The organism is Mesorhizobium sp. HAY1-8B (assembly GCF_056868045.1).
Genome location: NZ_CP200321.1, coordinates 3,240,641 through 3,263,677 on the forward strand (window position 1 = coordinate 3,240,641; position 23,037 = coordinate 3,263,677).

Consider the following 23,037-nt stretch of genomic DNA (forward strand, 5'->3'; position numbering starts at 1 on the left):
CAAACCTTGCGGAGAGCGCTCACATGGCGGGTGGACAGGGCCTGATGGCCGGCAAGCGCGGCCTCATTCTTGGCGTCGCGAACAACAGGTCGATTGCCTATGGCATCGCCAAGGCCTGTGTGGATCATGGTGCCGAGATCGCGCTGACCTATCAGGGGGAGGCGTTCAAGAAGCGCGTCGAGCCGCTGGCGGCGGAACTGGGCGCCTTTGTCGCCGGCCATTGCGACGTCACCGACCCGGCGAGCCTCGACGAGGTTTTTGCCAATGTCGCCAAGCATTGGGGCAAGCTCGACTTCCTCGTCCACGCCATCGCTTTTTCCGACAAGGACGAACTGACCGGCCGCTATGTCGAGACGACGCGCGACAACTTCCTGCGCACGATGGACATTTCGGTCTATTCCTTCACCACCATAGCCAAGCGCGCCGAAGCGCTGATGACCGATGGCGGCTCGCTGCTGACGCTGACCTACTATGGCGCCGAGAAGGTGATGCCGCACTACAACGTCATGGGCGTCGCCAAGGCCGCGCTCGAGGCCAGCGTGCGTTACCTCGCCGTCGATCTTGGCGCCAAGAAGATCCGCGTCAATGCCATCTCCGCCGGGCCGATCAAGACTCTGGCCGCCTCCGGCATCGGCGACTTCCGCTACATCCTGAAATGGAACGAATACAATTCGCCGCTGAAGCAGACGGTCACCCAGGAAGAGGTCGGCGATTCCGGCGTCTATTTCCTGTCCGACCTGTCGCGTGGCGTCACCGGCGAAGTGCATCATGTCGATTCCGGCTATCACGTGGTCGGCATGAAGGCGGTCGACGCGCCCGATATTTCGACGGTCAAGGAATAACTCCCTCCGCTCATCCTCCGTCCAGGCCCTGGCCCGACCTCCGGAAGACCTGATGTACCCGCTGGTTTATATCGTGCGCCACGGCCAGACTGCGTGGAACGCCGAGTTCCGGCTTCAGGGCCAGGCCGACACCGATCTCAATGCCCTTGGTTGCGAACAGGCGACCGGAAACGGGCATCGGCTGGCCGAACTTGTCAACGATGTCAGGGATTTCGATTTCGTCGCCAGCCCGATGCGGCGGACGCGCGAAACGATGGAACGCATCCGCGCCGCGATGAAGCTCGATCCGCTCGCCTATCGAACCGATGTCAGGCTGGTTGAGGTCAATTTCGGCGACTGGCAGAGCTTTACCTTCGCCGAGCTCGAGACGCGGTCTCCCGGAGCAAGCCGGTCACGCGCCCTGGACAAATGGAATTTTCAGCCGCCCGGCGAGGGGGCGGAAAGCTACCAGATGCTGCTCGAACGGGTGAAGCCTTGCTTCGACGAACTCGACCGCAGGACGATCTGCGTGACGCATGGCGGCGTCATGCGCACCCTGTTCCGTTTCGTGCTGGACATGGCCGAGGACGAGGCCGCGAACCTGGAGATACCGCAGGATCGCGTGCTCAAGCTCGAAGGACAGAGCCTGGAGTGGCTTTAAGCCGCCTGAGCTAGTTGGTGTCGCTGTCCGGCAACTGCATATCGGTCACGACATTCTCGCCATTGGTCACGTCGTAAGCGATGACGATGTCCATGCCCGGCTTCAGGGAGTCGAGATCGGTTTCGGCGTTCAGCTTGTAGGATTTGCCGTCGTCCAGCGTCAGCGTCAGCGCATCCTTGTCGATCTTCTTGATCAGGCCCTCGGTCTGTCCGGCGAAGGCGGCGGTGGAACAAAGCAGCATGGCGGCAACAGCGCCAATCAGGGTACGCATGATTGTCCTCTTTGGTCATTGCGCCGGCACTGTGGCGGCGGATCCTCAACGGCGGATGGAAGAAAGCAGAAACCAGCCGAATGTGTCAAAACTTAAACGGCGGGGATGACAGTTTGACCACCGCAAAAAACGCCAATAGAAGGCAGGCTTCAACCGGCTCGGCTGCCGGGCAGGGCAGTTTTCCATGTCTCACAACACGTTCGGCCACCTTTTCCGCGTCACCACCTGGGGCGAAAGCCATGGAGCAGCGCTCGGCTGCGTGGTCGACGGCTGCCCGCCAGGCATCCGCTTCACGCGGGATGAAATCCAGGCCGAACTCGACAAGCGCCGGCCGGGCCAGTCGCGCTTCGTCACCCAGCGCCGCGAGCCGGACGAGGTGAAGGTGCTGTCCGGTTTTGTCCTCGACGGGGACGGCCAGACGATGATCACCACAGGCACGCCGGTCTCGATGCTGATCGAGAATGTCGACCAGCGCTCGAAGGACTATGGCGAGATCGCGCGCCAGTACCGGCCGGGCCATGCCGATTACACCTATGACGTCAAATACGGCATACGCGACTATCGTGGCGGCGGTCGCTCCTCGGCCCGCGAGACGGCCGCGCGCGTTGCTGCAGGAGCGCTTGCCCGCAAGGTGGTGCCGGGCATGGTGGTGCGCGGCGCATTGGTGTCTATGGGCGAGAAGTCGATCGATCGCGCCAATTGGAACTGGAATTTCATCGGTGATGCCGAGAACCCGTTCTTCACCCCCGATCCCGCTTCTGTTCCCGTTTTTACGCAGTACCTCGACGGCATCCGCAAGGCTGGTTCGTCGGTCGGCGCGGTGATCGAGATCGTCGCCGATGGCGTTCCGCCAGGTCTCGGCGCGCCGATCTACGCCAAGCTCGACCAGGACATCGCCTCCGGGCTGATGTCCATCAATGCCGTCAAGGGCGTCGAGATCGGCAACGGTTTCGAGGCCGCCCGTATCACCGGCGAACAGAATGCCGACGAAATGCGCATGGGCAATGACGGCAAGCCGGTGTTCCTGTCCAACAATGCCGGTGGCATCCTCGGCGGCATCTCGACTGGACAGGCGATCATTGCGCGCTTCGCCGTCAAGCCGACCTCGTCGATCCTGACACCGCGAAAGTCGATCGACAAGGACGGCAACGACGTCGAGGTGATGACCAAGGGTCGCCACGACCCCTGCGTCGGCATCCGCGCCGTGCCGATCGGCGAGGCGATGGTTGCCTGCGCGATCGCTGACCACTATCTGCGGCATCGAGGACAGACGGGGAAGGGAGAGGAATAAGGCAACAGGGCAGTATGTTACGTTGCCCGCCGAAACAGCCCAAACTTTCCTTTTCCCTACTTCCTCACTGCCCTATTCCCTACTGCCCTGCGAGCAAAGCGAGCGCCCATGCCTTACGATCAGAAGAAGATTGTCGAAGCCATCCGAGCCTTCGAACGTGGCGAGATCGTCGTCGTCATGGATGATGACGGGCGCGAGAATGAGGGCGACCTGATTGTCGCCGCTGTTCACTGCACGCCGGAAAAGATGGCCTTCATCGTGCGCAACACCTCCGGCATCGTGTGCACGCCGATGCCGCGCGAGGAGGCCAAGCGGCTCAACCTGCAGCCGATGGTCGCCGACAATGATTCCGCGCACACCACCGCCTTCACTGTCAGCGTCGATTTCAAGCATGGCACGACGACGGGCATTTCGGCCGACGACCGCACGCTCACCGTGCGCAACCTCGCCAACGGCAATGTCGGCGCCTCCGATTTCGTCCGTCCCGGCCACATCTTCCCGCTGATCGCGCGCGAAGGCGGGGTCCTGATGCGTTCGGGCCATACCGAGGCGGCCGTTGATCTCTGCAAGCTCGCGGGCTTGCCGCCGATCGGTGTCATTTCGGAACTGGTCAATGACGACGGCACCGTCAAGCGCGGCCCGCAGGTGCAGGCTTTCGCTGAAGAGCATGGTCTGAAACAGGTCTCGGTCGCCGACCTCATCGCCTACCGACAGCGCAAGGAAACGCTGGTCGAGCGCGTCGCTTGCTCCGACATCGACACGCTCGGCGGCAAGGCACAGGTCTTCACCTACACGCTGCCGTGGGACACGATGCATCACGTCGCTGTCGTTTTCGGCGACATCCGCGACGGCGAGGACGTGCCGGTGCGGCTGCATTCCGAGGATGTGGTGACCGACGTCTTCGGCACCAGCCATCGGCTGGACGGCATCATGAAGGCGATGGGCGAGCGCAAGCGCGGCGTCATCGTCTATCTGCGCGAGGGTTCCGTCGGCGTCGCGCATCAGGAACGCAAACGGCCGGCAAGCGGCGACCGCGAGGATCATGAAGAGGCCCGCCGGCGCGAGAACGAATGGCGCGAGATCGGCCTCGGCGCGCAAATCCTGAAGGACCTCGGCATTTCCTCGATCAACCTGATCGCCTCGCGCGAGCGCCACTATGTCGGCCTCGAGGGTTTTGGCATCCATATCGCGAAGACCGAAATTCTCTAGGCCATGTCGAGATTCAGTTGAGGTCGGCCTGACCTGAATCTCGACATATCCTGGCGGTCACTAGGCCGGAACGGCGGCGTCGTCGCATCCCTCCAACTCGCATTTATGGGTGGCAAGGCTGTGCTGGCCAAGCAGCACCGTGATCAACGCGATGGTGCCTGCCGCCACTGAAACCCAGAACCCGCTCTGGGCGCCGAATGCGTCCACCACGGCGCCGGCGGCGAAGGAGCCCAGTGCCATGCCGATACCGATCCCCGTGGTCACCCAGGTGATGCCCTCCGTCAGCATCGCTTCGGGCACATGCCGCTCGATCAGGCCGAAGGCCGTGATGAAGGTCGGTGAGATGGCCACGCCGCTGATGAAGACGGTGAGTGCCAGAAGCGGCACGGTGCCGGCGGTGAGCGGCAGCAGCGTGCTGACCGTGATGACGGCTACCGCGATGGCCAACTGGCGTTGCAGCGGTGTTTTCAGATTGAGCGCCCCGACAATGATGCCGAGCACGAACGACCCCAGCGCGTAGACGCCAATGACGAGGCTGGCGGCGCCGGGTTGGCCGAGTTCCTTGGTGATTGCCACGGTGCTGACTTCCGTCGTCGCGAAGGTGGCACCGATGAAGATCAGGGCGAATGTGATGATCTGCACCGGGCGCAGGCGGATTGCGGAGCCGCTCGAGCCGTGACCAATCGGCCGCACTTGCGGCTCGGTCGATCGCTGCAGGATGAACGCCGTCGAGCCCAAGGCAAGGAACAGCGTGCTCGCCAGCATGCCCGCTTCCGGGAGCAGGGCGGCACTCAAGCCCACCGACAGCGATGCGCCGGCGATGTAGACCAACTCATCCGCCGCCGACTCGAAGGCGAAGGCGGTGCTCATCTCGGGCCGGCCGCGGAAAATCTCGGTCCAGCGTGCGCGCACCATTGCCGGCATGCTGGGCATGGCGGCGGCCAGCAGCGCCGACACGAACAGCGTCCAGACCGGCCAGTCCTTATTGGCCGATGCAATCAGCGCCAGGAATGCGAGCACGGAGATGATTGTGGTGGGCACGACGATCCGGGTCTGGCCAAGGCGGTCGACCAGTCTTGATATTTGTGGCGCCAGGAAAGCGTTGGCCAATGCGAATGTCGCCGAGACAGCGCCGGCCAGCCAGTATTCGCCACGCGTCTGCGACAGCATCGCCACGATGCCGATGGGCGCCATGGCGATCGGCAGGCGCGCCAGGAAACCGGCGGCTGCGAAGCCCTTGGCACCGGGGGCGCGAAAGATCTCTGAGTAAGGGTTCTGCATGATCCGGTTCCTCGACAAAAGGCGATATGCCAATTACATACGGAGCGTATGAGAACTAGATAGATCATACGCAGCGTATGTCAATTGGCATACGTGGCGTATGTGGATAAGGCCAGGCAGAATGCGCAGACCCCGCAAGGAGATGATCGCCGAGACGCGCGCCAAGCTGATCGCCGCTGCCCGCCAGGCGTTCGGTTCGATCGGATATGCCGAAGCGTCGATGGACGATTTCACGGCATCCGCCGGGCTGACGCGCGGCGCGCTCTATCATCACTTCGGCGACAAGAAGGGGCTGCTGGAGGCGGTTATCGCCGAAATCGACGGCGAGATGGCGGCTCGGGTGAACGAGATCGCGTCGAGAGCGCCGACCCGCTGGCAGCGTTTCGTCGACGAATGCACCACCTATATCGAGATGGCGCTGGAGCCGGAAATCCAGCGCATAATGTTCCGGGATGGCCCTGCTGTGCTGGGCGATCCGGCACAATGGTCGAATGCCAATGCCTGCGTTGGCTCAATGACGGATCATCTGACCGCGCTGCAGAGGGAAGGGGTGGTCGTCCCGGGCGTCGACCCTGAAACGGCCGCGCGCCTTATCAACGGGGCGAGCAGCCAGGCGTCGCAGCGGATCGCCAATTCAAACGACCCCGAAGCCACGTCGAGGAAGGTGGTGGCGGCGTTCAAGCAACTGCTTGAGGGGCTGCTCAAAGAACCGGGTCCGCAATCGAACTGAAGTCCCGTCTGCGGCCTGGTGCCCCGCCCATGATTGACAATCTTCGGTTAGAGCGCATCCTCCCCAGCCATCTCTGAGGGGAGATTCGGGGCATGTGGGATTTCGATATCGGCAGGTCGGTGTCCATCATGATGCGGACCTGGCCTTTCATTGTCTTTCGCATGATCGTCTATTTCGGCATCACGCTGGCCTACATCATGGCGACCGGCACGGGCGCCTCGGTCGGCTATGGCGTCGGCCATATCTCCACCGATCCCGATGGACCGCTGTCCTTTGCCCTGTGGGGCGGCGTGGTCGGTTTCGGCATCGTCTCCATCGCCGTCTACTGGATCCGCGAATACATCCTCTACGTCGTCAAGGCCGGCCATATCGCCGTCATGGTCCACCTGATCGACGGCCATCATGTTCCTGCCGGCCAGAACCAGATCGCCTATGCCCGGCAGGTCGTGACCGAGCGTTTCGCCGAGGCCAACATCCTTTTCGTCGTCGACCAGCTGGTCAAGGGCGCCATCCGCGCGATCACCGGCCTGCTCGGCGGCGTCGCCGCCTTTCTGCCCATTCCGGGCCTGAGCGGCCTGGTCTCCTTCATCAACACGGTGATCCGCCTGTCTCTCACCTATGTCGACGAGATCATCCTCGGCTACAACATCCGCATCAACTCGTCCTCGCCTTTCGAAACCGCGCGGCAGGGCGTGGTTCTCTACGCCCAGAACGGCAAGACCATGGTCAAGAACGCCGTCTGGCTGGCGGTCATCATGTGGGGCGTGTCCTTCGTCATCTTTCTGCTGATGCTCGCCCCGGCCGGGGCCATTCTTTTCCTCATGCCCGGACAGCTCGCCGGCTGGGCCTTCGTGCTGGCCATCGTCTTTGCCTGGGCCTTCAAGGCGGCGTTCATCGAGCCCTTCGCCATCGCCTGCCTGATGCAGGTCTATTTCAAGACCATCGCCGGCCAGGTGCCTGATCCGGCCTGGGACGCGCGGCTGGCCGAGGCGTCATCGAAGTTCAGGGAACTCAAGGACAAGGCGCTTTCCTCCTTCGGCGGCTCGCGCTGGGGCACGGCCGGCGCGACGCGCTGATCGGCCGGGCAGGCCTGGGCGGCATCGACGGCGTTCAGGCGCGCCGCCGCTGACTTGAGCGGTGCCTCGCCTTTCCCGCAAAAGGTCTCGCTCATGATCAGTTCGGGCAGGGGCAGGCGCCGGCCCCAGCCATGTGTTTCAAGGTCCGGTTTGGGCGCGAACTCGGAAACCCGGCCGACGCAGAGATAAGCGATCGGCGTTACATGGTCGGGAATGGACAGCAGGCTTTTCAGCGCCTGCGCCTCGATGATGCTGACCCAGCCGACGCCGACGCCTTCGGCGCGTGCCGCCAGCCAGAAATTCTGCACCGCGCAGACCGTGCTGTAGAGGTCCATCTCCGGATTGTGCCAACGTCCCAGCGGCGAGCCCTTCGAGCGCTGGCGGTCGCAGGTGATACAGATGTTGAGCGCGCTTTCGCAGATGCCTTCCAGTTTGAGTTTGCGGTAGAGTGCCTGCCTTTCCTTTTCGATTTCAGGCAGTTCCTGTTCTCGCGCGGCCAGGAACAGGTCGCGCACCTTCTCCCGTCGCGCGGCATCGCGGATGACGATGAAATTCCACGGCTGCATGAACCCGACCGATGGCGCGTGATGGGCGGCAAGCAGCAGCCGTGCCAACACCTCATCGTCGAGAGGAGTAGGCAGGAAATGGCTGCGCACATCGCGCCGCGTGAACATGGCGCGGTAGACCGCGTCGCGCGCCATCTGGTCAAATCCGTCGCCGACAGGAGCGATCATAGCATCCGGCATCGCTTGTCCCCTTGCGATTGCAATAGTTTCACACCGTCAGAGCGCACTTTGTGCGTCCAAGTGGACGCACGTCGCTCTGATGTCATCCGCCTGACCATGCGGATGACGGTGCCTGCCAGGCCGGTCTTCTGGCTCAGGATCAACCCGCGTCCGGTGCCTTCCCGTCATCGACAGTGGCATTTACCGGCGCGGTCCCCCTCACAGCGTTGGGCACGCCACGGAATTCAACCGTGTTCCCGATTCTCCCGCCAGAGCATTTGCAGCCAAGTGGAATCACTTGGCGCCGCAGAATGCGGCTAGACAAACAGACTGGCGGGCACCAGGCAGTGACGGCGACCTTATGCCGAAGCGTCCGCGGCGCCAATCCCCACAGCGACGCCAATGGACGCAGAAGCGATTTTCCCCAGCCATCGGGCCGCGACGCATGGCCATCGCGGCGTTGGGGCACTAGATAGGGATCATGGCCACTCGTCTCTACACGCATCCGATCTTCCTTGAGCACATCACGCCCCCCGGTCACCCCGAGCGGCCGGACCGCTTGCGCGCCATCGAGCGCGTGCTTGACGACGAAGCCTTTGCCGAGCTCGACCGCGTCAAGGCGCCGGAAGGCGACGAGGCCACCATCCTTTACGCGCATCCGGCCGATTTCATCGCGCGCGTGCGCGCCGCCATCCCGGACGAAGGCATTGCCCGCATCGATGCCGACACCACCGCCAGCCCGAAGAGCTGGCAGGCGGTGATAACCGCGATCGGCGCCGCCAACGCCGCCGTCGACGACGTCTTCGCAGGCCGCGCCGACAATGTCTTCGTCGCCGCCCGGCCACCCGGCCACCATGCCGAAAAGACCACCGCAATGGGCTTTTGCTTCTTCAACACGGCGGCGATCGCGGCCCGCTATGCGCAGAAGAAGCACGGCATCGACCGTGTCGCAGTCGTCGACTGGGATGTGCACCACGGCAATGGCACACAGGATATTTTCTGGGACGATCCCTCGGTGCTCTATTGCTCGACGCACCAGATGCCGCTTTATCCCGGCACTGGCGCGAAGAGCGAGACTGGCGCCGGCAACATCGTCAACGCACCACTGGCGCCGCGGACCGGCAGCGAGGTGTTTCGCGATGCCTTCCTGTCGCGCGTCCTGCCGGCGCTCGACAATTTCGCGCCCGACCTCATCATCATTTCGGCCGGTTTCGACGCGCATCACCGTGATCCCTTGGCCGAGATCAACCTGACCGAGGACGATTTCGACTGGGCGACTGGCCAGCTGATGCAGCGCGCCGCCCGCCACAGCGGCAACCGGCTCGTCAGCCTGCTTGAGGGCGGCTACGATCTGCAGGGACTGGCATTTTCGGTCGCCGCCCATGTCGGGCGACTGATGAAAGGATGAATGATGGCTGCTGAGACCAACGAAGACGTCAAGGCGATGAGCTTCGAGCAGGCACTCGACGCGCTGGAGAAGATCGTCGATGATCTGGAGCGTGGCGACGTGCCGCTCGATCAGTCGATCCGGATCTATGAGCGCGGCGAGGCCCTGAAGGCGCATTGTGACCGGCTGCTGAAGGCGGCCGAGGACAAGGTTGAGAAGATCAGGCTATCGCGCGACGGCAAGCCGGTTGGAACCGAGCCGCTCGACGCGGACTGAGGCATGGCCGCGAACCATGGTCTTGCCTCTCCGGTTTTTGGACACGATCATGGTTGAGGATAAAACTCGTTCCGATTGAAACGGCTCCAGGACAAGAGGAGATACGGAAGCGATGTGCAGAAACATCAAGACCCTGTTCAATTTTGATCCGCCGGCAACCAATGACGAAGTGCGCGACGCAGCCCTTCAATTTGTCCGCAAGCTGAGCGGAACGACGCGGCCTTCGAAACAGAACCAGCATGCGTTCGACCACGCAGTGGAGGCCATTGCGGCATCGGCGCGCGAACTTCTCGATTCGCTCGAAACCAACCAGCATCCGCGTAACCGCGAAGAAGTGGCCGCCAAACTGCGGGCAAAGGCGGCGATCCGCTTTGCGTGATGTCGCCAAAGCGGTCACCGAACGCTGACAAGGAGAGTTCATGAGCTTCTTCCCCGGGAAAGACCCTGAAGCCGGCGATGCCTTTGCCAGCGACCAGATCGAACTGATGGTCATCCCGAACGCCAAGGACATTGGCGGCTTCGAGGTCCGTCGTGCTTTGCCGACCGCCAGGAGACGGCTGGTCGGGCCGTTCATCTTCTTCGATCGCATGGGTCCGGCAATCCTGCGTGCAGGCCAGGCGCTCGACGTCCGTCCGCATCCGCACATCGGCCTGTCGACGGTGACCTATCTGTTCGACGGCAAGATCAGGCATCGCGATTCGCTCGGCACTGAAATGGTCATCCAGCCCGGTGATGTGAACCTGATGACCGCCGGCCGTGGCATCGTCCACTCCGAGCGCACGCCCGAGGAATTGCGCGGCGCGCCGATGTCGATCTCCGGCCTGCAGACATGGCTGGCACTGCCGGACGGCAAGGAGGAAGTGGCGCCCGTATTCGAGAACACCGCTGCCTTGCGGCTGCCCGAGATCGATGCCGAAGGCGTCAAAGGCCGCGTTGTGATCGGTGACTTCCAGGGACTGCGTTCCCCGGTACGGGCCGACGCCGAGACGCTCTACGCCGACCTCAGGCTGGCGCCCGGCGCCAACATAAAGATCCCGGCCGATGCGGAGGAACGCGCCATCTACACACTGGAGGGCGAGGTCACGATTTCGGGTGACGTCTTCCCGGCTGAACGCCTGCTGGTGTTCCGGCCCGGCGACGAGATCATCGTGTCGTCGCAAACCGGTGCGCATTTCATGCTGTTCGGCGGCGCCTCGCTCGGCTCGCAGCGCTACATCTGGTGGAATTTCGTCTCCTCCTCCAAGGAGCGCATCGAACAGGCCAAGCAGGAATGGAAGACGGGCCGCTTCGATATCGTTCCTGGAGACGAGGAAGAGTTCATCCCGCTGCCGGAAAGCTGAGGAAATCGGCAAGGGGACCTGCTTGATCCGTGTCACCGGCACGCATTTACTTTCGCAGGCCGGCGGCTTATCCCGCCGTTGAACAGAAAGCCCGAGCACCCGTGAACGCAACGCCGCATACGCCGCTTCTCGACAAGGTCCGCATTCCGGCGGACTTGCGTACGCATGACGAGAGCGAACTGCCGCAACTGGCATCAGAACTTCGCCTCGAACTCGTCGACGCGGTGTCCCGCACCGGTGGTCACCTTGGCGCCGGCCTTGGCGTGGTCGAACTGACGATCGCGCTGCACTATGTCTTCAACACCCCAGACGACCGGCTGATCTGGGATGTCGGCCATCAGGCCTATCCGCACAAGATCCTGACCGGCCGCCGCGACCGCATCCGCACGCTGCGCCAGGAAGGCGGCCTGTCCGGCTTCACCCGCCGCGCCGAGAGCGAATACGATCCCTTCGGTGCCGCCCACTCCTCGACTTCGATATCGGCAGGCCTTGGCATGGCCGCCGCCCGTGACCTCTCCGGTGGCCGCAACAATGTCATCGCCGTCATTGGCGACGGCGCCATGTCGGCCGGCATGGCCTATGAGGCGATGAACAATGCCGGCGCTCTCGATGCCCGGCTCATTGTCATCCTCAACGACAACGACATGTCGATCGCGCCGCCGACCGGTGCGATGAGTGCCTATCTGGCGCGGCTGGCCTCGGGCAGGGCCTATGCCGGCCTGCGCGACTTCGGCAAGAAACTGACATCCTATCTCGGCAAGCGCGCCGATCGTGCCATTACAAGGGCGGTCGAGCATGCGCGCGGCTACGTCACCGGCGGCACCTTGTTCGAGGAGCTCGGCTTCTACCATATCGGCCCGATCGACGGTCACAATCTTCGAGCATCTGATCCCGGTCCTGAAAAACGTCCGCGACAATGGCGAAGGCCCGGTGCTGATCCATGTCGTCACCCAGAAGGGCAAGGGCTACGCGCCGGCGGAAGCCGCCGCCGACAAATATCATGGCGTCAACAAATTCGACGTCATCACCGGCGCGCAGGCCAAGGCGCCGGCCAACGCGCCGGCCTACACCAAGGTGTTCGCCGAAAGCCTGATCCAGGAGGCTCTAGAGGACGATCGCATCGTCGCGGTTACCGCCGCCATGCCGAGCGGCACGGGGCTGGATCTGTTCGGCGAAGTGTTTCCGGCCAGGACCTTCGATGTCGGCATCGCCGAGCAGCACGCGGTCACCTTCGCGGCGGGCCTGGCGACCGAAGGCTACAAGCCGTTCGCGGCGATCTATTCGACCTTCCTGCAGCGCGCCTACGACCAGGTCGTCCACGACGTCGCGATCCAGAAACTGCCGGTTCGTTTCCCCATCGACCGTGCCGGCTTCGTCGGCGCCGATGGCGCCACCCATTGCGGTGCTTTTGACACCACCTTCCTGGCAAGCCTGCCGGGCTTTGTCGTGATGGCGGCTGCCGACGAGGCGGAGCTTCGCCACATGGTGCGCACTGCGGCAAGCTATGATGACGGCCCGATCGCCTTCCGCTATCCGCGCGGCAATGGCGTCGGCGTCGACATGCCGGAGCGCGGCTCGGTTCTCGAACTCGGCAAGGGCCGCATTGTCAGGGAAGGCACAAAGGTGGCGCTGCTGTCCTTCGGCACGCGCTTGCAGGATTGCCTTGTTGCTGCCGAGGAGCTCGGCGCGGCCGGGCTTTCCACCACCGTCGCCGATGCCCGCTTCGCCAAGCCGCTCGACGAGGATCTGATCCGGCGGCTGGCCCGTTCGCACGAGGTTCTGGTGACGGTGGAAGAGGGCGCCATCGGCGGCTTCGCCAGCCACGTGCTGCAGTTCCTTGCCCATGAAGGACTGCTGGAAAGCGGCCTGAAGGTGCGCCCGCTGGTGCTGCCCGACGTGTTCGCCGACCACGCCAAGCCGGAAAAGATGTATGCCGATGCCGGGCTCGATGCCGCCGGCATCGTGCGCACCGTTTTCACCGCGCTCGCGCATACGGCCCGCGCCCAGCGCGCCTGAATCAAAATCTCAAGCGCTTGAATCAGTTTGCCGGCTTGATTTCTTAACGCACTGTTTACGCTGCCGTTTGGCGCTTTGCTTACCGTGTCTCTTGGCCGTTTTTCAACGGCGCCCTGCTAGATCGACGTCAGGCAGGGAGACAATAACAATGAAGACGCTTCTGTGCGGCGTGGCGTTTTTAGCCATCATCGCAACACCCGCCGCCTCCGAGACGCGTTATGACCGCAATCTCGAAAAGGCGGCGATGGGCATCGTCGCAAGCAAGATGGGCGATATCAGGGGCGGCTTCTCCTACAAGCAGGTGCCGCAATTGGTGGTCGTATCGGAACCCGCGCCTGCGTCCGCGGTTGCGGCTGAGCCTCCACGGGAGCAAGCTTCAGGGGATCGGCATGACGGCTTGTCTCCCGCCGTCGAGCGCCAAGTGTCGCGCACTATCTTCTAGAACCACATGTCGCGCACGCAGCGGCCATCGCGCGGCAGGTCGTTATATGTGTCGAGGCCATCGAAATGGTCGATCGGCAGATCGGCGACAGCGTCGGGCGGCGCCAGCCGCACATTGACGGCGATGCGCGTTCGACCCGAGGCACCGGCGCGCAGGCCGCGCCAGGCGAGCACGCAGGCGCAGGTCGGGCAGAACAGGATTTCGAGCGAAGGCGTATCCTTTCCGACGCGCGTGTAGCTGGCCATCGGTCCCGCGACGCGAATGCGCTCATCGACATAGTCATAGGCCCAGAGCGTGCCATAGCGGCGGCAAAGCGTGCAGTTGCAGGCGGTGATCGGCCCGGGATCGCCCGCAAGGGTCCAGTGGGTTGCGCCACAGTGGCAGGTTCCCGTCAGCATTCTTTGTCCCCGGTTCCGACGATGGAGGTCCTCCTCCTCGACACCATTTTGCCGAACCCGATGCGATGCACGCAAGCCGCGGCGTGGCCTGATCCGCACGCCGCTCTTTCCTTGTTCGACCCAATGTCCTTGCCTTCGCCGCCAGCTTTCGCCATGAAGGCCGATGAACTCGCCTCTGCCAGCCAGCACCCGCCAGCGGCTCGACGACCTGCTCGTCCAGCGCGGCCTGTTTGCCAGCCGCTCGCGTGCCCGCGACGCGGTCGAGCGTGGCACGGTGACGGTCGACGGCACCATTGCCCGCAAGCCCGGTCAGAACGTTTCGCCGCAATGCCTTGTTGCCATCGATGATCCGGCGCAAGGCTATGTCTCGCGCGCGGCGCTGAAGCTGATCGGCGGGCTCGACCATTTCAGCCTCGACCCAGCCGGCCGCGAAGCGCTCGACATCGGCGCCTCGACCGGCGGGTTCACCCAGGTGCTGCTCGAACGCGGCGCGTCCCATGTCACGGCAATCGATGTCGGTCACGGCCAGATACATCCTGATGTCGGTGGCGATCCGCGCGTGACGGTCATCGAAGGGCTGAACGCCCGCGATCTCACCATCGCCGATCTTGCCGGCCGTGTTCCCGGTTTCATCGTCTCCGACGTCAGCTTCATCTCGCTGAAGTTGGCGCTGCCGCCGGCGCTCGCCATTGCGAAGCCTGGTGCCGCCGCGGTCTTTCTGGTCAAGCCGCAATTCGAGGCGGGTCGCGAGGCGATCGGCAAGGGCGGCCTCTTGAAAGACCCCTTCGATGCCGCCCGGGTCGCCGGCCTGCTGCAGGATTGGCTGGACGCCGTGCCCGGCTGGCGCTCGCTCGGCCTGCATCTGTCGCCAATCGAAGGCGGCGACGGCAATCGCGAATTCCTGCTCGGCGGGATCAAGGATCGATGAGCGCGCGCTTCACCATCAAAAAGCTTGGCGCCCAGGGTGACGGTATTGCCGAAACCGAAAGCGGCGATCTGTTCATTCCCTTCACGCTGCCCGGCGAGGTCGTCAACGCTGCGCGCGAAAGGGATCGCGCCACGTTGATGGCGGTGCTGGAGGCTTCGCCGCTGCGCATCGAGCCGGCCTGCCGCCATTTCACGGAGTGCGGAGGCTGTGCCCTCCAGCATTTCGAGGCCGAAGCCTATCGCCAGTGGAAACGCGAGAAGATGGTGCACGCCCTGAAGGGCAAGGGCATCGAGTGCGACATCGACGCGCTGGTTGCCTGCGCGCCGCAGACGCGGCGCCGTGTCGTGCTTGCCGCGCGTCGCAGCGATACAGGCATGCTGCTCGGCTTCAATCGCCATCTGTCGCCGGAAATCATTTCCATATCGGAATGTCCGATCTCGCTGCCCGAAATCGTCGGAGCGCTTGGCCAGTTGAAGGCGCTCGCCGACTTGATATGCGCCACCACCAGATCGTTCCGGATGGCGGTCACCGTGACGGGTTCCGGCCTCGATGTCGCGGTGCATGAATCCGGCAAGCTCGGCGAACACCAGCGCCGCATCGCGTCCAATTTTGTCCTTGCGCAAGGTTTTGCCAGGCTGTCCATAGATGACGAGATCATCATCGAGCCGAGAAAGCCCGTGGTGATGTTCGGCAGCGTCGCTGTCGCCGTGCCGCCGGGTGCCTTCCTGCAGGCAACCGAAGCAGCCGAGCAGACCATGGCCGAGATTGTTGGCGGACATCTGAAGCGCGCCAAGAAGATCGCCGATCTTTTCGCAGGCTGTGGCAGCTTTGCGCTCCGGCTTGCGGCGAAGTCGGAAGTCCATGCGGTGGAGGGCGATGCGGCGGCACTTTCGGCGCTCGACCGGGGATCACGCTTCGCGACTGGCATCAAGCGGGTGACGGGCGAACGCCGCGACCTGTTCCGCCGACCCTTGACCTTCAAGGAGTTGAACGCCTTTGACGGTCTTGTCTTCGATCCGCCGCGAGCGGGTGCCGAGGACCAGTCGAAGCAGATCGCCCGCTCGGACGTTCCGTTCGTTGCTGCGGTGTCCTGCAACCCGGTGACGCTGGCTCGCGACCTGCGCATCCTCCTCGACGGCGGCTACACCTTGAAAAGCGTGACGCCGATCGACCAGTTCCTGTGGTCGCCGCATGTCGAGGCGGTCGCCCTGCTGGAAAAGCCCAGGAAAAGGCGCGGCTGAGCTGGACAATGATCACGTTTCGTTGAAACCGGGGAATCCGACCGCTCGATACCGAAAGACGTCGGATTAACGCCGCAAAGCCGCCTTTTTGCGCAAGCCTAGTCTGGGCTCTGGGGCGGAAGCATCGTCACTCTCACCTGACGGATGATCGTAATGCGGACGGTCTTGAAATTCCTCGCTTTCTTCCTCGCTTTCTCCATTTTGGCATTCGGCTCGATGGCCGGGGCGCTGGCGCAAGGCGAAAAGCGCCTTGCCTTCGTCATCGGCAATGCCGCCTATCCCGCCAGCGCCCTGACGACGCCGGCCAATGATGCGGGCTTGATCGCCCAAACATTGCAGGCGGCTGGGTTCGACGTGGTCGGCGCGCGCGACGTTGACCAGGAATCGCTGCGTGGCGCCTATCGCGATTTCCTCGCCAAGGTGACCGCGGCCGGCCCCGACGCGGTGGTATTTGTCTATCTAGCCGGGCAGGGATTGCAGTTCGAAGGCGAGAACTATTTCGCGCCCGTCGATGCCGAGATCGCCAATGCGGCTGACGTGCCGATGGCCGCGGTCCGGGTTTCCGACCTTACAAAGCCGCTTGCCGCGCTGCCGACGAAGGTCAACATCGTCGTGCTCGATGCGGCGCGGCCAAATTCTTTCGCCAAGTCGAACCAGCCGCTGGCCGGGGGCCTCGCACTCGTCGATCCCGACCCGAATATGCTGATTGCCTTCAACGCTGCCCCAGGCACGGTCGCGCCGGAAGGCAAGGGGCCGTATGGGGCCTATGCTCAGGCGCTTGCCGAGATGATCAGGGATGGTGGCCTGCAGCTAGGCGATGTGTTTGACCGTACACGGCTGCGGGTCAATGAAGTGACCGATGGTGCGGAGGTGCCTTGGAACGCCTCCAAGATCACCGATCCCTTTGCCTTCTTCGACCGCGGCCCGGATGCTCCGGCGCCGCAGGTTTCCGCCGCCGAGGTGCGGACCAACCGGACCAGGGAGATACGCGATTTCGATGCGCATGATGCCTACATCGCGGCTCTCGATCGCGACACGATGCGCGGCTACGAAGATTTCATCGTTGCTTATCCGCATGACCCGATGGCCAGGCGCGTGCGCGCGATCCTGGCAGCGCGGCGCGAGGCGATCACCTGGCGCCAGACCTGGCTCAGGGACACGCCCGAAGCCTACTGGTCCTATCTCGATCGCTATCCGCGTGGCCCCCATGCCTGGGACGCCCGCCGCAGGCTCGAGCATTTCGACGCTGCCCTGGAGCCGCCGCAGAATTTCGCGGTCTATGACTATGACGTGCCGCCGCCACCGCCGGAAGAGATCGTTTATGTCGACCGGCCCGTGCTCTATTTCGACGATCCGGAATTCGACTTCGATCCACCGCCGCCCGTGGCGGTGATCTTCCTGCCGCCGCGGCCGCGCGACTTCATCGAATTGCCACCACCGCCGCCGCCGGTCGGGATCTTCGTTCTGCCGACGCCTGTCTTTGTGCCGGTGCCTGCTTGGGTGAACCCGCCGCATGACATCCTCCCACCGCCGAACGACGTCATCTTCAACAACATCCACAACACAACCATCGTCAACAACACGACCATCAACGAGAATCAGGGCGGCCTGACCACCGGCCAGAAGCTGACCGCAGGTGCGGTGGGCCTCGGTGCGGCCGCGCTTGCGACCAAGGTGGCGCTGCCGGCCTTCCTGCAGAAGAAGGAAGCAACGCTCGCCAAAGTCAATCCGGGTGGCTTGCCGTCGAAGCTTGTCCGGACGGGCCAGCAGAACGGCGGCGCGCCGCTGCCGAAAACACTGCCGGCGGACAGGCTGGCCGGTCACGCTCTGCCCGGCGCCGATGGCAAGACACTGCCGCTTGTCAACGGCAAGCCGGTCCTCAGCGGTCAAAACCAGCCCAACGACAAATCTCGCAAATTGTTGCGCAAGCAGGGCCTTGCTGGTGCCGCGGCGACCGCCAATGGCGCGGGGCCGGTGACCAATGAACAGGGCAAGGCTCCCAAGTTCCACAAGCTACCAGCCGGCGCCATCGCGCCTACCGGCAATGCGCAGAATGCCCAGTTGAAACCGAAGATCAAAAATCCCGCGGCGCTCAATGGCCAGATCGCGGCCAATGGCAAATTCAAGAAGCTTCATGGCCAGGGCGCCGGCGGCCCGGACACGACGAATGGGGCAGTCAATGGACAGGGCAAGGCCCCCAGATTCCACAAGCTGCCGGCCGATGGCGGGCCGGCGGGCGACAAGGTTTCGAGCGGCAATCCGCGTCGCCAATTCAAGCAGCAGGCACAGGCATTTCCGAAGCCGCAGAAGCCGGAATTCCACGCTGCCCAGATGCGGCGGCAGCCGCCGACACAGCAACAGCCGCAGCGGGAGGCTGGCAAGAAGCCGCCGTGCTGGCACCCCAATGAGCCTGCCTGCAAGAGGTAGCGCATTGGTGGACGGCGGACATGGCCACACACGATCACATCACAACCGCGTGGTTGGCTACGGTCAAGATTGCGTGCTGCCCTGGCTCGCTGTTACCAGTCAATGCCGGCGGGCGCTCAAGGGAGTGACCACAATGAGGATTGCAAGCGTTCTGACGTCCATCGCCCTGGCCGGGTTCATTGCGACGGGAACTGCCGCCGCGGCGACGACGGCTGCGACCACGACGGCGCCGGCCGCCACAACGACCGCCACCGCGAAGAAGGCAAAGACGACTGCCATGACGCCTGAGAAAACCGCGATTTCGAAACAGTGTTCCGCGCTCGCGGATGCCCAGAAACTGCACGGCAAGGCCCGTGAAAAGTCCAGGGCGGACTGCAAGAAGAACGGCGGCAAGGCCACCTGATCTTCGCCTGTTTCACGACTATCGTTGCCAGCCTGCCATTCCGGGGAGGCTGGCGGCGACACCAGAAAATATGGAACCGGGTTTTCGTCTAAGGCCGGTTTCACCTGGGCTCCATCAAGAGCGAATGAGGACGGTCGCGGATCCTCCGAAGGTTTGCGGCGTCTGGACCGCCACGGTCCTGACGGGCCTCTCAGTCCACGAGCTTGGCAACATCCGCAAGGGCCTTCGGCGTACCGCCCCGCCGGTTGATCGAAACCCAGATATTCGGGTTCTGCTGCGACTGGCGTTTCACGAAGTAGTAGCCGGTCGCATTCCAGGGCCTGATTTCGTCGACCAGATTGTCGAGGACCAGATCGCCTTTGTCGGTTTTCACCGTCAGGATGGTGTGGCCTTCATTGTCAAGGTCGTGCACCACGGTCATCAGCAGCGCCTGCCGGGGAAATCCAGCCTCCTGAAGAAGCTTGCGCTTGTAGAGTGCGTAGATCTTGCAGTCGCCCTTGCCGTCAACCGGGTAATCCCAGTGGTCCGTCATCGTGCCCCAGTGGTCGAAATTGCTGACGGGTTTGATGGAACTGTTCGCCTTTTGATTTATCCGCTTGAGGGTGCGCAGGTTCTGCGCGGTCAGCTTGATGTTGGCGGCCGGCAGAGCGGGCACCTTGCACTCTTTTGGTCGGCGATGGCAGAAATCGATCCAACCGTAGGGGACACTGGTGGGGCCGCCAACGGCCGCGGAGAGTGGCCCATCCGTGGATGGGCGCGTCGATATTCGCTTGAACAAGGTCGATTGCGCCGCCGACGGGCTGACTTGCAGCGACGTCGCACCGATTAACGAAACGAAGCCAAGCAGGATAGACGAGGTCAGGACGGGGGAATGCCGCATTGCCAAAAACCACCACCGCAACGAGGAAGCTGGTGCTGCGTTCGTGCGCAAATGCAGCCCAGGCAGTTAAACACTTAATAATTTCCTAACTTGGATTGTGTTCACTTCAAGGTGCCGACCAGGATTCAGGCCAGAAAACGTCAGCATCAGCTGGTCGCGGAGAGAATACGTTCGACGAAGGCAGGCACCACTTGCGTCGCCGGTCCTTCCATCTGGTCGTCGAAGCGGGAGCCCCAGCCGGCGCATTTCAGGTTGAGTTCGATCGTCAAGGCGCCGGCGGCGCGCGCCTCCTCGACGAAACCCGCCGCCGGATAGACGTTGCCGCTCGTTCCGATCGCCACGAACAGGTCGCAACGCGTCAACGCTTCGCCGATCTCTTCCATTCGGTACGGCATCTCGCCGAACCAGACCACGTCGGGCCGCAACCGTCCCTTCGCACCGCAGGCTGGGCATCCGGAGTGAACGGCGATGTCGCCGGCCCAGGGGCTGCTTCCGCCGCAGTCCTGGCAAAGCACGCGGCCGAGCTCTCCATGCATATGGATCAGGTTTCGCGAGCCCGCGCGCTCATGCAGATCATCGATGTTCTGGCTGACGAGGAGGATGTCGCCTCGGATTTCGCGCTCCAGCCTGGCCAGTGCCGCATGGGCCAGGTTTGGCTCGACGCTGTCCTTTTGTCGCCGGCGCATGTTGTAGAAGTCCTGCACCTTGGCGGGATCGCGGGCAAAACCTTCCGGCGTCGCAACATCTTCGAGGTTGAATTTCGCCCAGACACCATCGGGGTCGCGAAAGGTCGCGACGCCCGATTCCGCCGAAATGCCGGCACCTGTCAGGATGACGATCCTTGATCTGGGCATAGCCGGGCCGCCTGCATTCGGAAACACCACTTTGGCGGATGATGTTACCGAAACGGCTCCAAGGCCTCAAACCCTTGTGCCGCCGACCGTCATCTGGTTCATTCTGAGATGCGGCTGGCCGACGCCGACCGGCACGCCCTGTCCGGCCTTGCCGCACATGCCGATGCCATTGTCGAGCTTCATGTCATTGCCGACCATCGAGACGCGATGCATGGCATCAGGGCCGTTACCGATCAGCATCGCCCCCTTGATCGGCTGCGTTACCTTGCCGTTCTCGATCATGTAGGCCTCGGTGCAGCCGAACACGAATTTGCCCGAAGTGATGTCGACCTGGCCACCGCCGAAGGAGACGGCATAGATGCCGTTCTTGACCGAGGCGATGATCTCGTCCGGCTCCATGTCGCCAGAAGTCATGTAGGTGTTGGTCATGCGCGGCATCGGCTGGTGCGCGTAGCCCTCGCGCCTTCCGTTGCCGGTGGCCTTCATGCCCATCAGCCGGGCATTCTGCCGGTCCTGCATGTAGCCGACCAGCTTGCCGTCTTCGATCAGCACGTTGCGGGCCGACGGCGTGCCTTCGTCGTCGACGGTGAGCGAGCCACGCCGCTCCGGGATTGTGCCGTCGTCAACCACGGTGACGCCCTTGGCGGCGACCTGCTGGCCCAAAAGGCCGGCGAAGGCCGAAGTCTTCTTGCGGTTGAAGTCGCCTTCCAGCCCGTGCCCGACGGCTTCGTGCAGCATGACGCCCGGCCAGCCGCTGGACAGCACGATGTCGAATGTGCCGGCCGGGGCGGGAATGGCCTCGAGATTGACCAGCGCCTGACGGAGCGCTTCCTTGGCGGCATGCTTCCAGCTGTCCTCGATCAGGAATTCGCCAAAGGCCTTGCGTCCGCCCATGCCGTAGGAGCCGCTTTCCTGGCGGTCGCCGTCGCCAACCACGACCGAGACGTTGATGCGGACCAGCGGCCTGATGTCGCGCACCACCTGACCGTCTGCGCGTACGATCTCGACATGCTGCCAGGACGCGGCGAGCGAGGCCGTCACCTGGCGAACGCGCGGATCCTCGGCGCGCAGCCAGGCGTCGATTTCCTGCAACAGCTTTGCCTTGGCCTCGAAGGAAGGCGAGGGGATCGGGTTCTCGTCGCCGTAGAGATGGCGGTTGGTGCGGGCGGGCGGCGTGGCAAGCGTGCCGGAATAGCCGCCCTTGACGGTTGTAACGGCAGCGGCCGCGCGCAGCAGCGAGGCCTCGGAGAGGTCGCTCGAATGAGCGTAGCCACTGGCTTCGCCGGCGACCGCACGCAGGCCAAAGCCCTGGTCGGTGTTGAAGTTGGCGGTCTTCAACCGGCCATTGTCGAACATCAGCGCTTCGCTCTCGCTGTATTCGAGAAACAGTTCGCCGTCGTCGGCGCCGTTTATGGTGTCGGCAACGATCTGCTTGATACGATCGTCTGAAATGTCGAATTGGCCGATCAGGCTGTTCATGGCGTGCACCCGTGGGAAGATTGCTTTCCCCCGATGTAGGCGCGAAGCCGCGCCCGCACAATCGGCAATGAAGATCGGCGTCGACGAATGGCGGCGGCCAGTTGATGCAAGCCCCGCTTTCGATTCACGAAAGCCGCGTCAGGGTCCGGTTTCCCAAAAAGGCGGGATCAGGGAAGGGCGGCGAAACCCTCGGCGAAACCTTTGAGATCGACAGGGATGCCTATGCCTTCTTCAGGTGTCTGGAAGACGATGAACGTCGCCGACGTGCCGGTCTTCAGCGTGTCGAGGAGCGGCTTTTCCAGAATGACCTCGGCGTAGCAGCCGTCCTGGAAGCAGCGCACGAAATAGGCGCGGCCGATGTCCTTGCCGTCGACGTTGAGGCCGAGCCCGTTGGGCAACAGCACGCCTAGCGGCGCCAGCACGCGCAGGATTTCGGCCTTGTTGTCGGCGGTGCGCAGCACGACCACCGACAGCCCCATCTCCGGACGATCCTCGGCAACGACATTCTGCATCATGACGCATTGCTCGGAGGTCGCGCCGGCCGGCGTGTCGCAGATGATCGACCAGGCGCCATGCGTCGAGCGCACCGTGCCGCTCGGCTGGGCCGCATCGGCCTCACTCGCGACGAACAGACCGGCTGTGGACAGGACGGCGAGAAACACGACCTTCGCCAGGGCTGTCGAAAGCCCTAGTCTCGTGTGCCTCAGTCTCGAAAGCCAAGAGTTCATGACGGCTCCATTGCGAATCACGGCACTTTAAGCCGCGCCAATGCCAAGTAAAGGACGAGACCGCGTCCGAACTGTCCCGAAACAGGCAATACTGCGCTTTTCCATGCCAATTTTGCCTGAATTGCGACGCTTGGCACGCTCCGCCGGCATGAGGCGGGCGACCCGCCGAACAT

22 protein-coding genes, 2 pseudogenes and 1 riboswitch are annotated in these 23,037 nt (G+C 63.4%); of the genes and pseudogenes, 16 read left to right on the plus strand and 8 right to left on the minus strand.

Annotated elements, in window-relative coordinates; all coding sequences use genetic code 11:
* Nucleotides 1-23: 23 nt before the first annotated feature.
* Entirely contained in the window at nt 24-842 is an 819-nt protein-coding gene (gene fabI / locus AC1VON_RS15165; RefSeq protein ID WP_483124085.1) for an enoyl-ACP reductase FabI, read from the plus strand.
* Between the two features lie 52 nt (nt 843-894).
* Nucleotides 895-1,482, plus strand: a complete 588-nt coding sequence (locus AC1VON_RS15170) for a histidine phosphatase family protein (RefSeq protein WP_483124086.1) — start codon at nt 895-897, stop codon at nt 1,480-1,482.
* A gap of 10 nt (nt 1,483-1,492) precedes the next feature.
* On the opposite strand, the gene AC1VON_RS15175 is transcribed toward AC1VON_RS15170, so the two are convergent.
* Nucleotides 1,493-1,753, minus strand: coding sequence for a DUF1344 domain-containing protein (locus tag AC1VON_RS15175; RefSeq protein ID WP_056564015.1), 261 nt, complete (start codon nt 1,751-1,753; stop codon nt 1,493-1,495).
* A 184-nt stretch (nt 1,754-1,937) separates the two neighbouring features.
* Between AC1VON_RS15175 and aroC the strand changes: the two genes are divergently transcribed.
* Entirely contained in the window at nt 1,938-3,044 is a 1,107-nt protein-coding gene (gene aroC / locus AC1VON_RS15180; RefSeq protein WP_483124087.1) for a chorismate synthase, read from the plus strand.
* Nucleotides 3,045-3,152: 108 nt separating this feature from the next.
* Nucleotides 3,153-4,253, plus strand: a complete 1,101-nt coding sequence (ribB, locus tag AC1VON_RS15185; protein WP_140768934.1) for a 3,4-dihydroxy-2-butanone-4-phosphate synthase — start codon at nt 3,153-3,155, stop codon at nt 4,251-4,253.
* A 60-nt stretch (nt 4,254-4,313) separates the two neighbouring features.
* On the opposite strand, the gene AC1VON_RS15190 is transcribed toward ribB, so the two are convergent.
* On the minus strand, nt 4,314-5,534 hold the full coding sequence (locus AC1VON_RS15190) for an MFS transporter (protein ID WP_483124088.1): 1,221 nt from the start codon (nt 5,532-5,534) through the stop codon (nt 4,314-4,316).
* Nucleotides 5,535-5,655: 121 nt separating this feature from the next.
* On the opposite strand from AC1VON_RS15190, the gene AC1VON_RS15195 reads away from it, so the two are divergent.
* Entirely contained in the window at nt 5,656-6,264 is a 609-nt protein-coding gene (locus AC1VON_RS15195; RefSeq protein WP_172351392.1) for a TetR/AcrR family transcriptional regulator, read from the plus strand.
* A gap of 92 nt (nt 6,265-6,356) precedes the next feature.
* Nucleotides 6,357-7,340, plus strand: a complete 984-nt coding sequence (locus tag AC1VON_RS15200; protein ID WP_483124089.1) for a hypothetical protein — start codon at nt 6,357-6,359, stop codon at nt 7,338-7,340.
* An 86-nt stretch (nt 7,341-7,426) separates the two neighbouring features.
* Here AC1VON_RS15200 and bluB read toward each other — a convergent pair.
* A pseudogene (gene bluB / locus AC1VON_RS15205) lies at nt 7,427-8,086 on the minus strand (5,6-dimethylbenzimidazole synthase); the annotation flags it as partial.
* A gap of 100 nt (nt 8,087-8,186) precedes the next feature.
* Nucleotides 8,187-8,382: riboswitch (cobalamin riboswitch) on the minus strand.
* Between the two features lie 164 nt (nt 8,383-8,546).
* Here bluB and AC1VON_RS15210 point away from each other — a divergent pair.
* The 6 genes and pseudogenes from AC1VON_RS15210 (at nt 8,547) to AC1VON_RS15235 (ending at nt 13,526) form a co-directional block, all read left to right on the plus strand.
* On the plus strand, nt 8,547-9,473 hold the full coding sequence (locus AC1VON_RS15210; protein ID WP_172351390.1) for a histone deacetylase family protein: 927 nt from the start codon (nt 8,547-8,549) through the stop codon (nt 9,471-9,473).
* Between the two features lie 3 nt (nt 9,474-9,476).
* Nucleotides 9,477-9,728, plus strand: coding sequence for an exodeoxyribonuclease VII small subunit (locus AC1VON_RS15215; protein WP_056565628.1), 252 nt, complete (start codon nt 9,477-9,479; stop codon nt 9,726-9,728).
* Nucleotides 9,729-9,840: 112 nt separating this feature from the next.
* Nucleotides 9,841-10,107 (plus strand): DUF2277 domain-containing protein, encoded by a 267-nt coding sequence (locus AC1VON_RS15220; RefSeq protein WP_010914875.1) that lies wholly within the window; start codon nt 9,841-9,843, stop codon nt 10,105-10,107.
* A 40-nt stretch (nt 10,108-10,147) separates the two neighbouring features.
* Entirely contained in the window at nt 10,148-11,068 is a 921-nt protein-coding gene (locus AC1VON_RS15225) for a pirin family protein (RefSeq protein WP_172351389.1), read from the plus strand.
* 101 nt (nt 11,069-11,169) lie between these two features.
* Nucleotides 11,170-13,084: pseudogene (dxs, locus tag AC1VON_RS15230) on the plus strand (1-deoxy-D-xylulose-5-phosphate synthase).
* Nucleotides 13,085-13,232: 148 nt separating this feature from the next.
* A complete protein-coding gene (locus tag AC1VON_RS15235) occupies nt 13,233-13,526 on the plus strand; it encodes a hypothetical protein (RefSeq protein WP_483124090.1) in 294 nt (97 codons plus the stop codon).
* Here AC1VON_RS15235 and AC1VON_RS15240 read toward each other — a convergent pair.
* Nucleotides 13,523-13,924, minus strand: coding sequence for a GFA family protein (locus AC1VON_RS15240; protein ID WP_483124091.1), 402 nt, complete (start codon nt 13,922-13,924; stop codon nt 13,523-13,525). The two genes, AC1VON_RS15235 and AC1VON_RS15240, sit on opposite strands and share 4 nt — an antisense overlap.
* Before the next feature lie 163 nt (nt 13,925-14,087).
* On the opposite strand from AC1VON_RS15240, the gene AC1VON_RS15245 reads away from it, so the two are divergent.
* The 4 genes from AC1VON_RS15245 (at nt 14,088) to AC1VON_RS15260 (ending at nt 18,923) form a co-directional block, all read left to right on the plus strand.
* A complete protein-coding gene (locus tag AC1VON_RS15245; RefSeq protein ID WP_172351385.1) occupies nt 14,088-14,852 on the plus strand; it encodes a TlyA family RNA methyltransferase in 765 nt (254 codons plus the stop codon).
* On the plus strand, nt 14,849-16,093 hold the full coding sequence (locus tag AC1VON_RS15250; RefSeq protein ID WP_483124092.1) for a class I SAM-dependent RNA methyltransferase: 1,245 nt from the start codon (nt 14,849-14,851) through the stop codon (nt 16,091-16,093). Before AC1VON_RS15245 ends, AC1VON_RS15250 begins: the two co-directional genes overlap by 4 nt.
* Nucleotides 16,094-16,237: 144 nt before the next feature.
* Nucleotides 16,238-18,520 carry a caspase family protein gene (locus tag AC1VON_RS15255; protein WP_483124093.1) on the plus strand — a complete coding sequence of 761 codons (2,283 nt, stop codon included), beginning with the start codon at nt 16,238-16,240 and terminating at the stop codon, nt 18,518-18,520.
* Entirely contained in the window at nt 18,498-18,923 is a 426-nt protein-coding gene (locus AC1VON_RS15260; RefSeq protein WP_483124094.1) for a hypothetical protein, read from the plus strand. Before AC1VON_RS15255 ends, AC1VON_RS15260 begins: the two co-directional genes overlap by 23 nt.
* A gap of 190 nt (nt 18,924-19,113) precedes the next feature.
* Here AC1VON_RS15260 and AC1VON_RS15265 read toward each other — a convergent pair whose 3' ends face one another.
* From AC1VON_RS15265 to AC1VON_RS15280, 4 genes are all read right to left on the minus strand, one after another.
* Nucleotides 19,114-19,803: a transglutaminase-like cysteine peptidase gene (locus AC1VON_RS15265; RefSeq protein WP_483124095.1), complete on the minus strand. Its 690-nt coding sequence runs from the start codon at nt 19,801-19,803 to the stop codon at nt 19,114-19,116.
* A 146-nt stretch (nt 19,804-19,949) separates the two neighbouring features.
* Entirely contained in the window at nt 19,950-20,657 is a 708-nt protein-coding gene (locus tag AC1VON_RS15270) for an NAD-dependent deacylase (protein ID WP_483124096.1), read from the minus strand.
* A 66-nt stretch (nt 20,658-20,723) separates the two neighbouring features.
* Entirely contained in the window at nt 20,724-22,136 is a 1,413-nt protein-coding gene (gene tldD / locus AC1VON_RS15275; RefSeq protein ID WP_483124097.1) for a metalloprotease TldD, read from the minus strand.
* 167 nt (nt 22,137-22,303) lie between these two features.
* Nucleotides 22,304-22,864, minus strand: coding sequence for an invasion associated locus B family protein (locus AC1VON_RS15280; protein ID WP_483124098.1), 561 nt, complete (start codon nt 22,862-22,864; stop codon nt 22,304-22,306).
* Nucleotides 22,865-23,037: the final 173 nt, after the last annotated feature.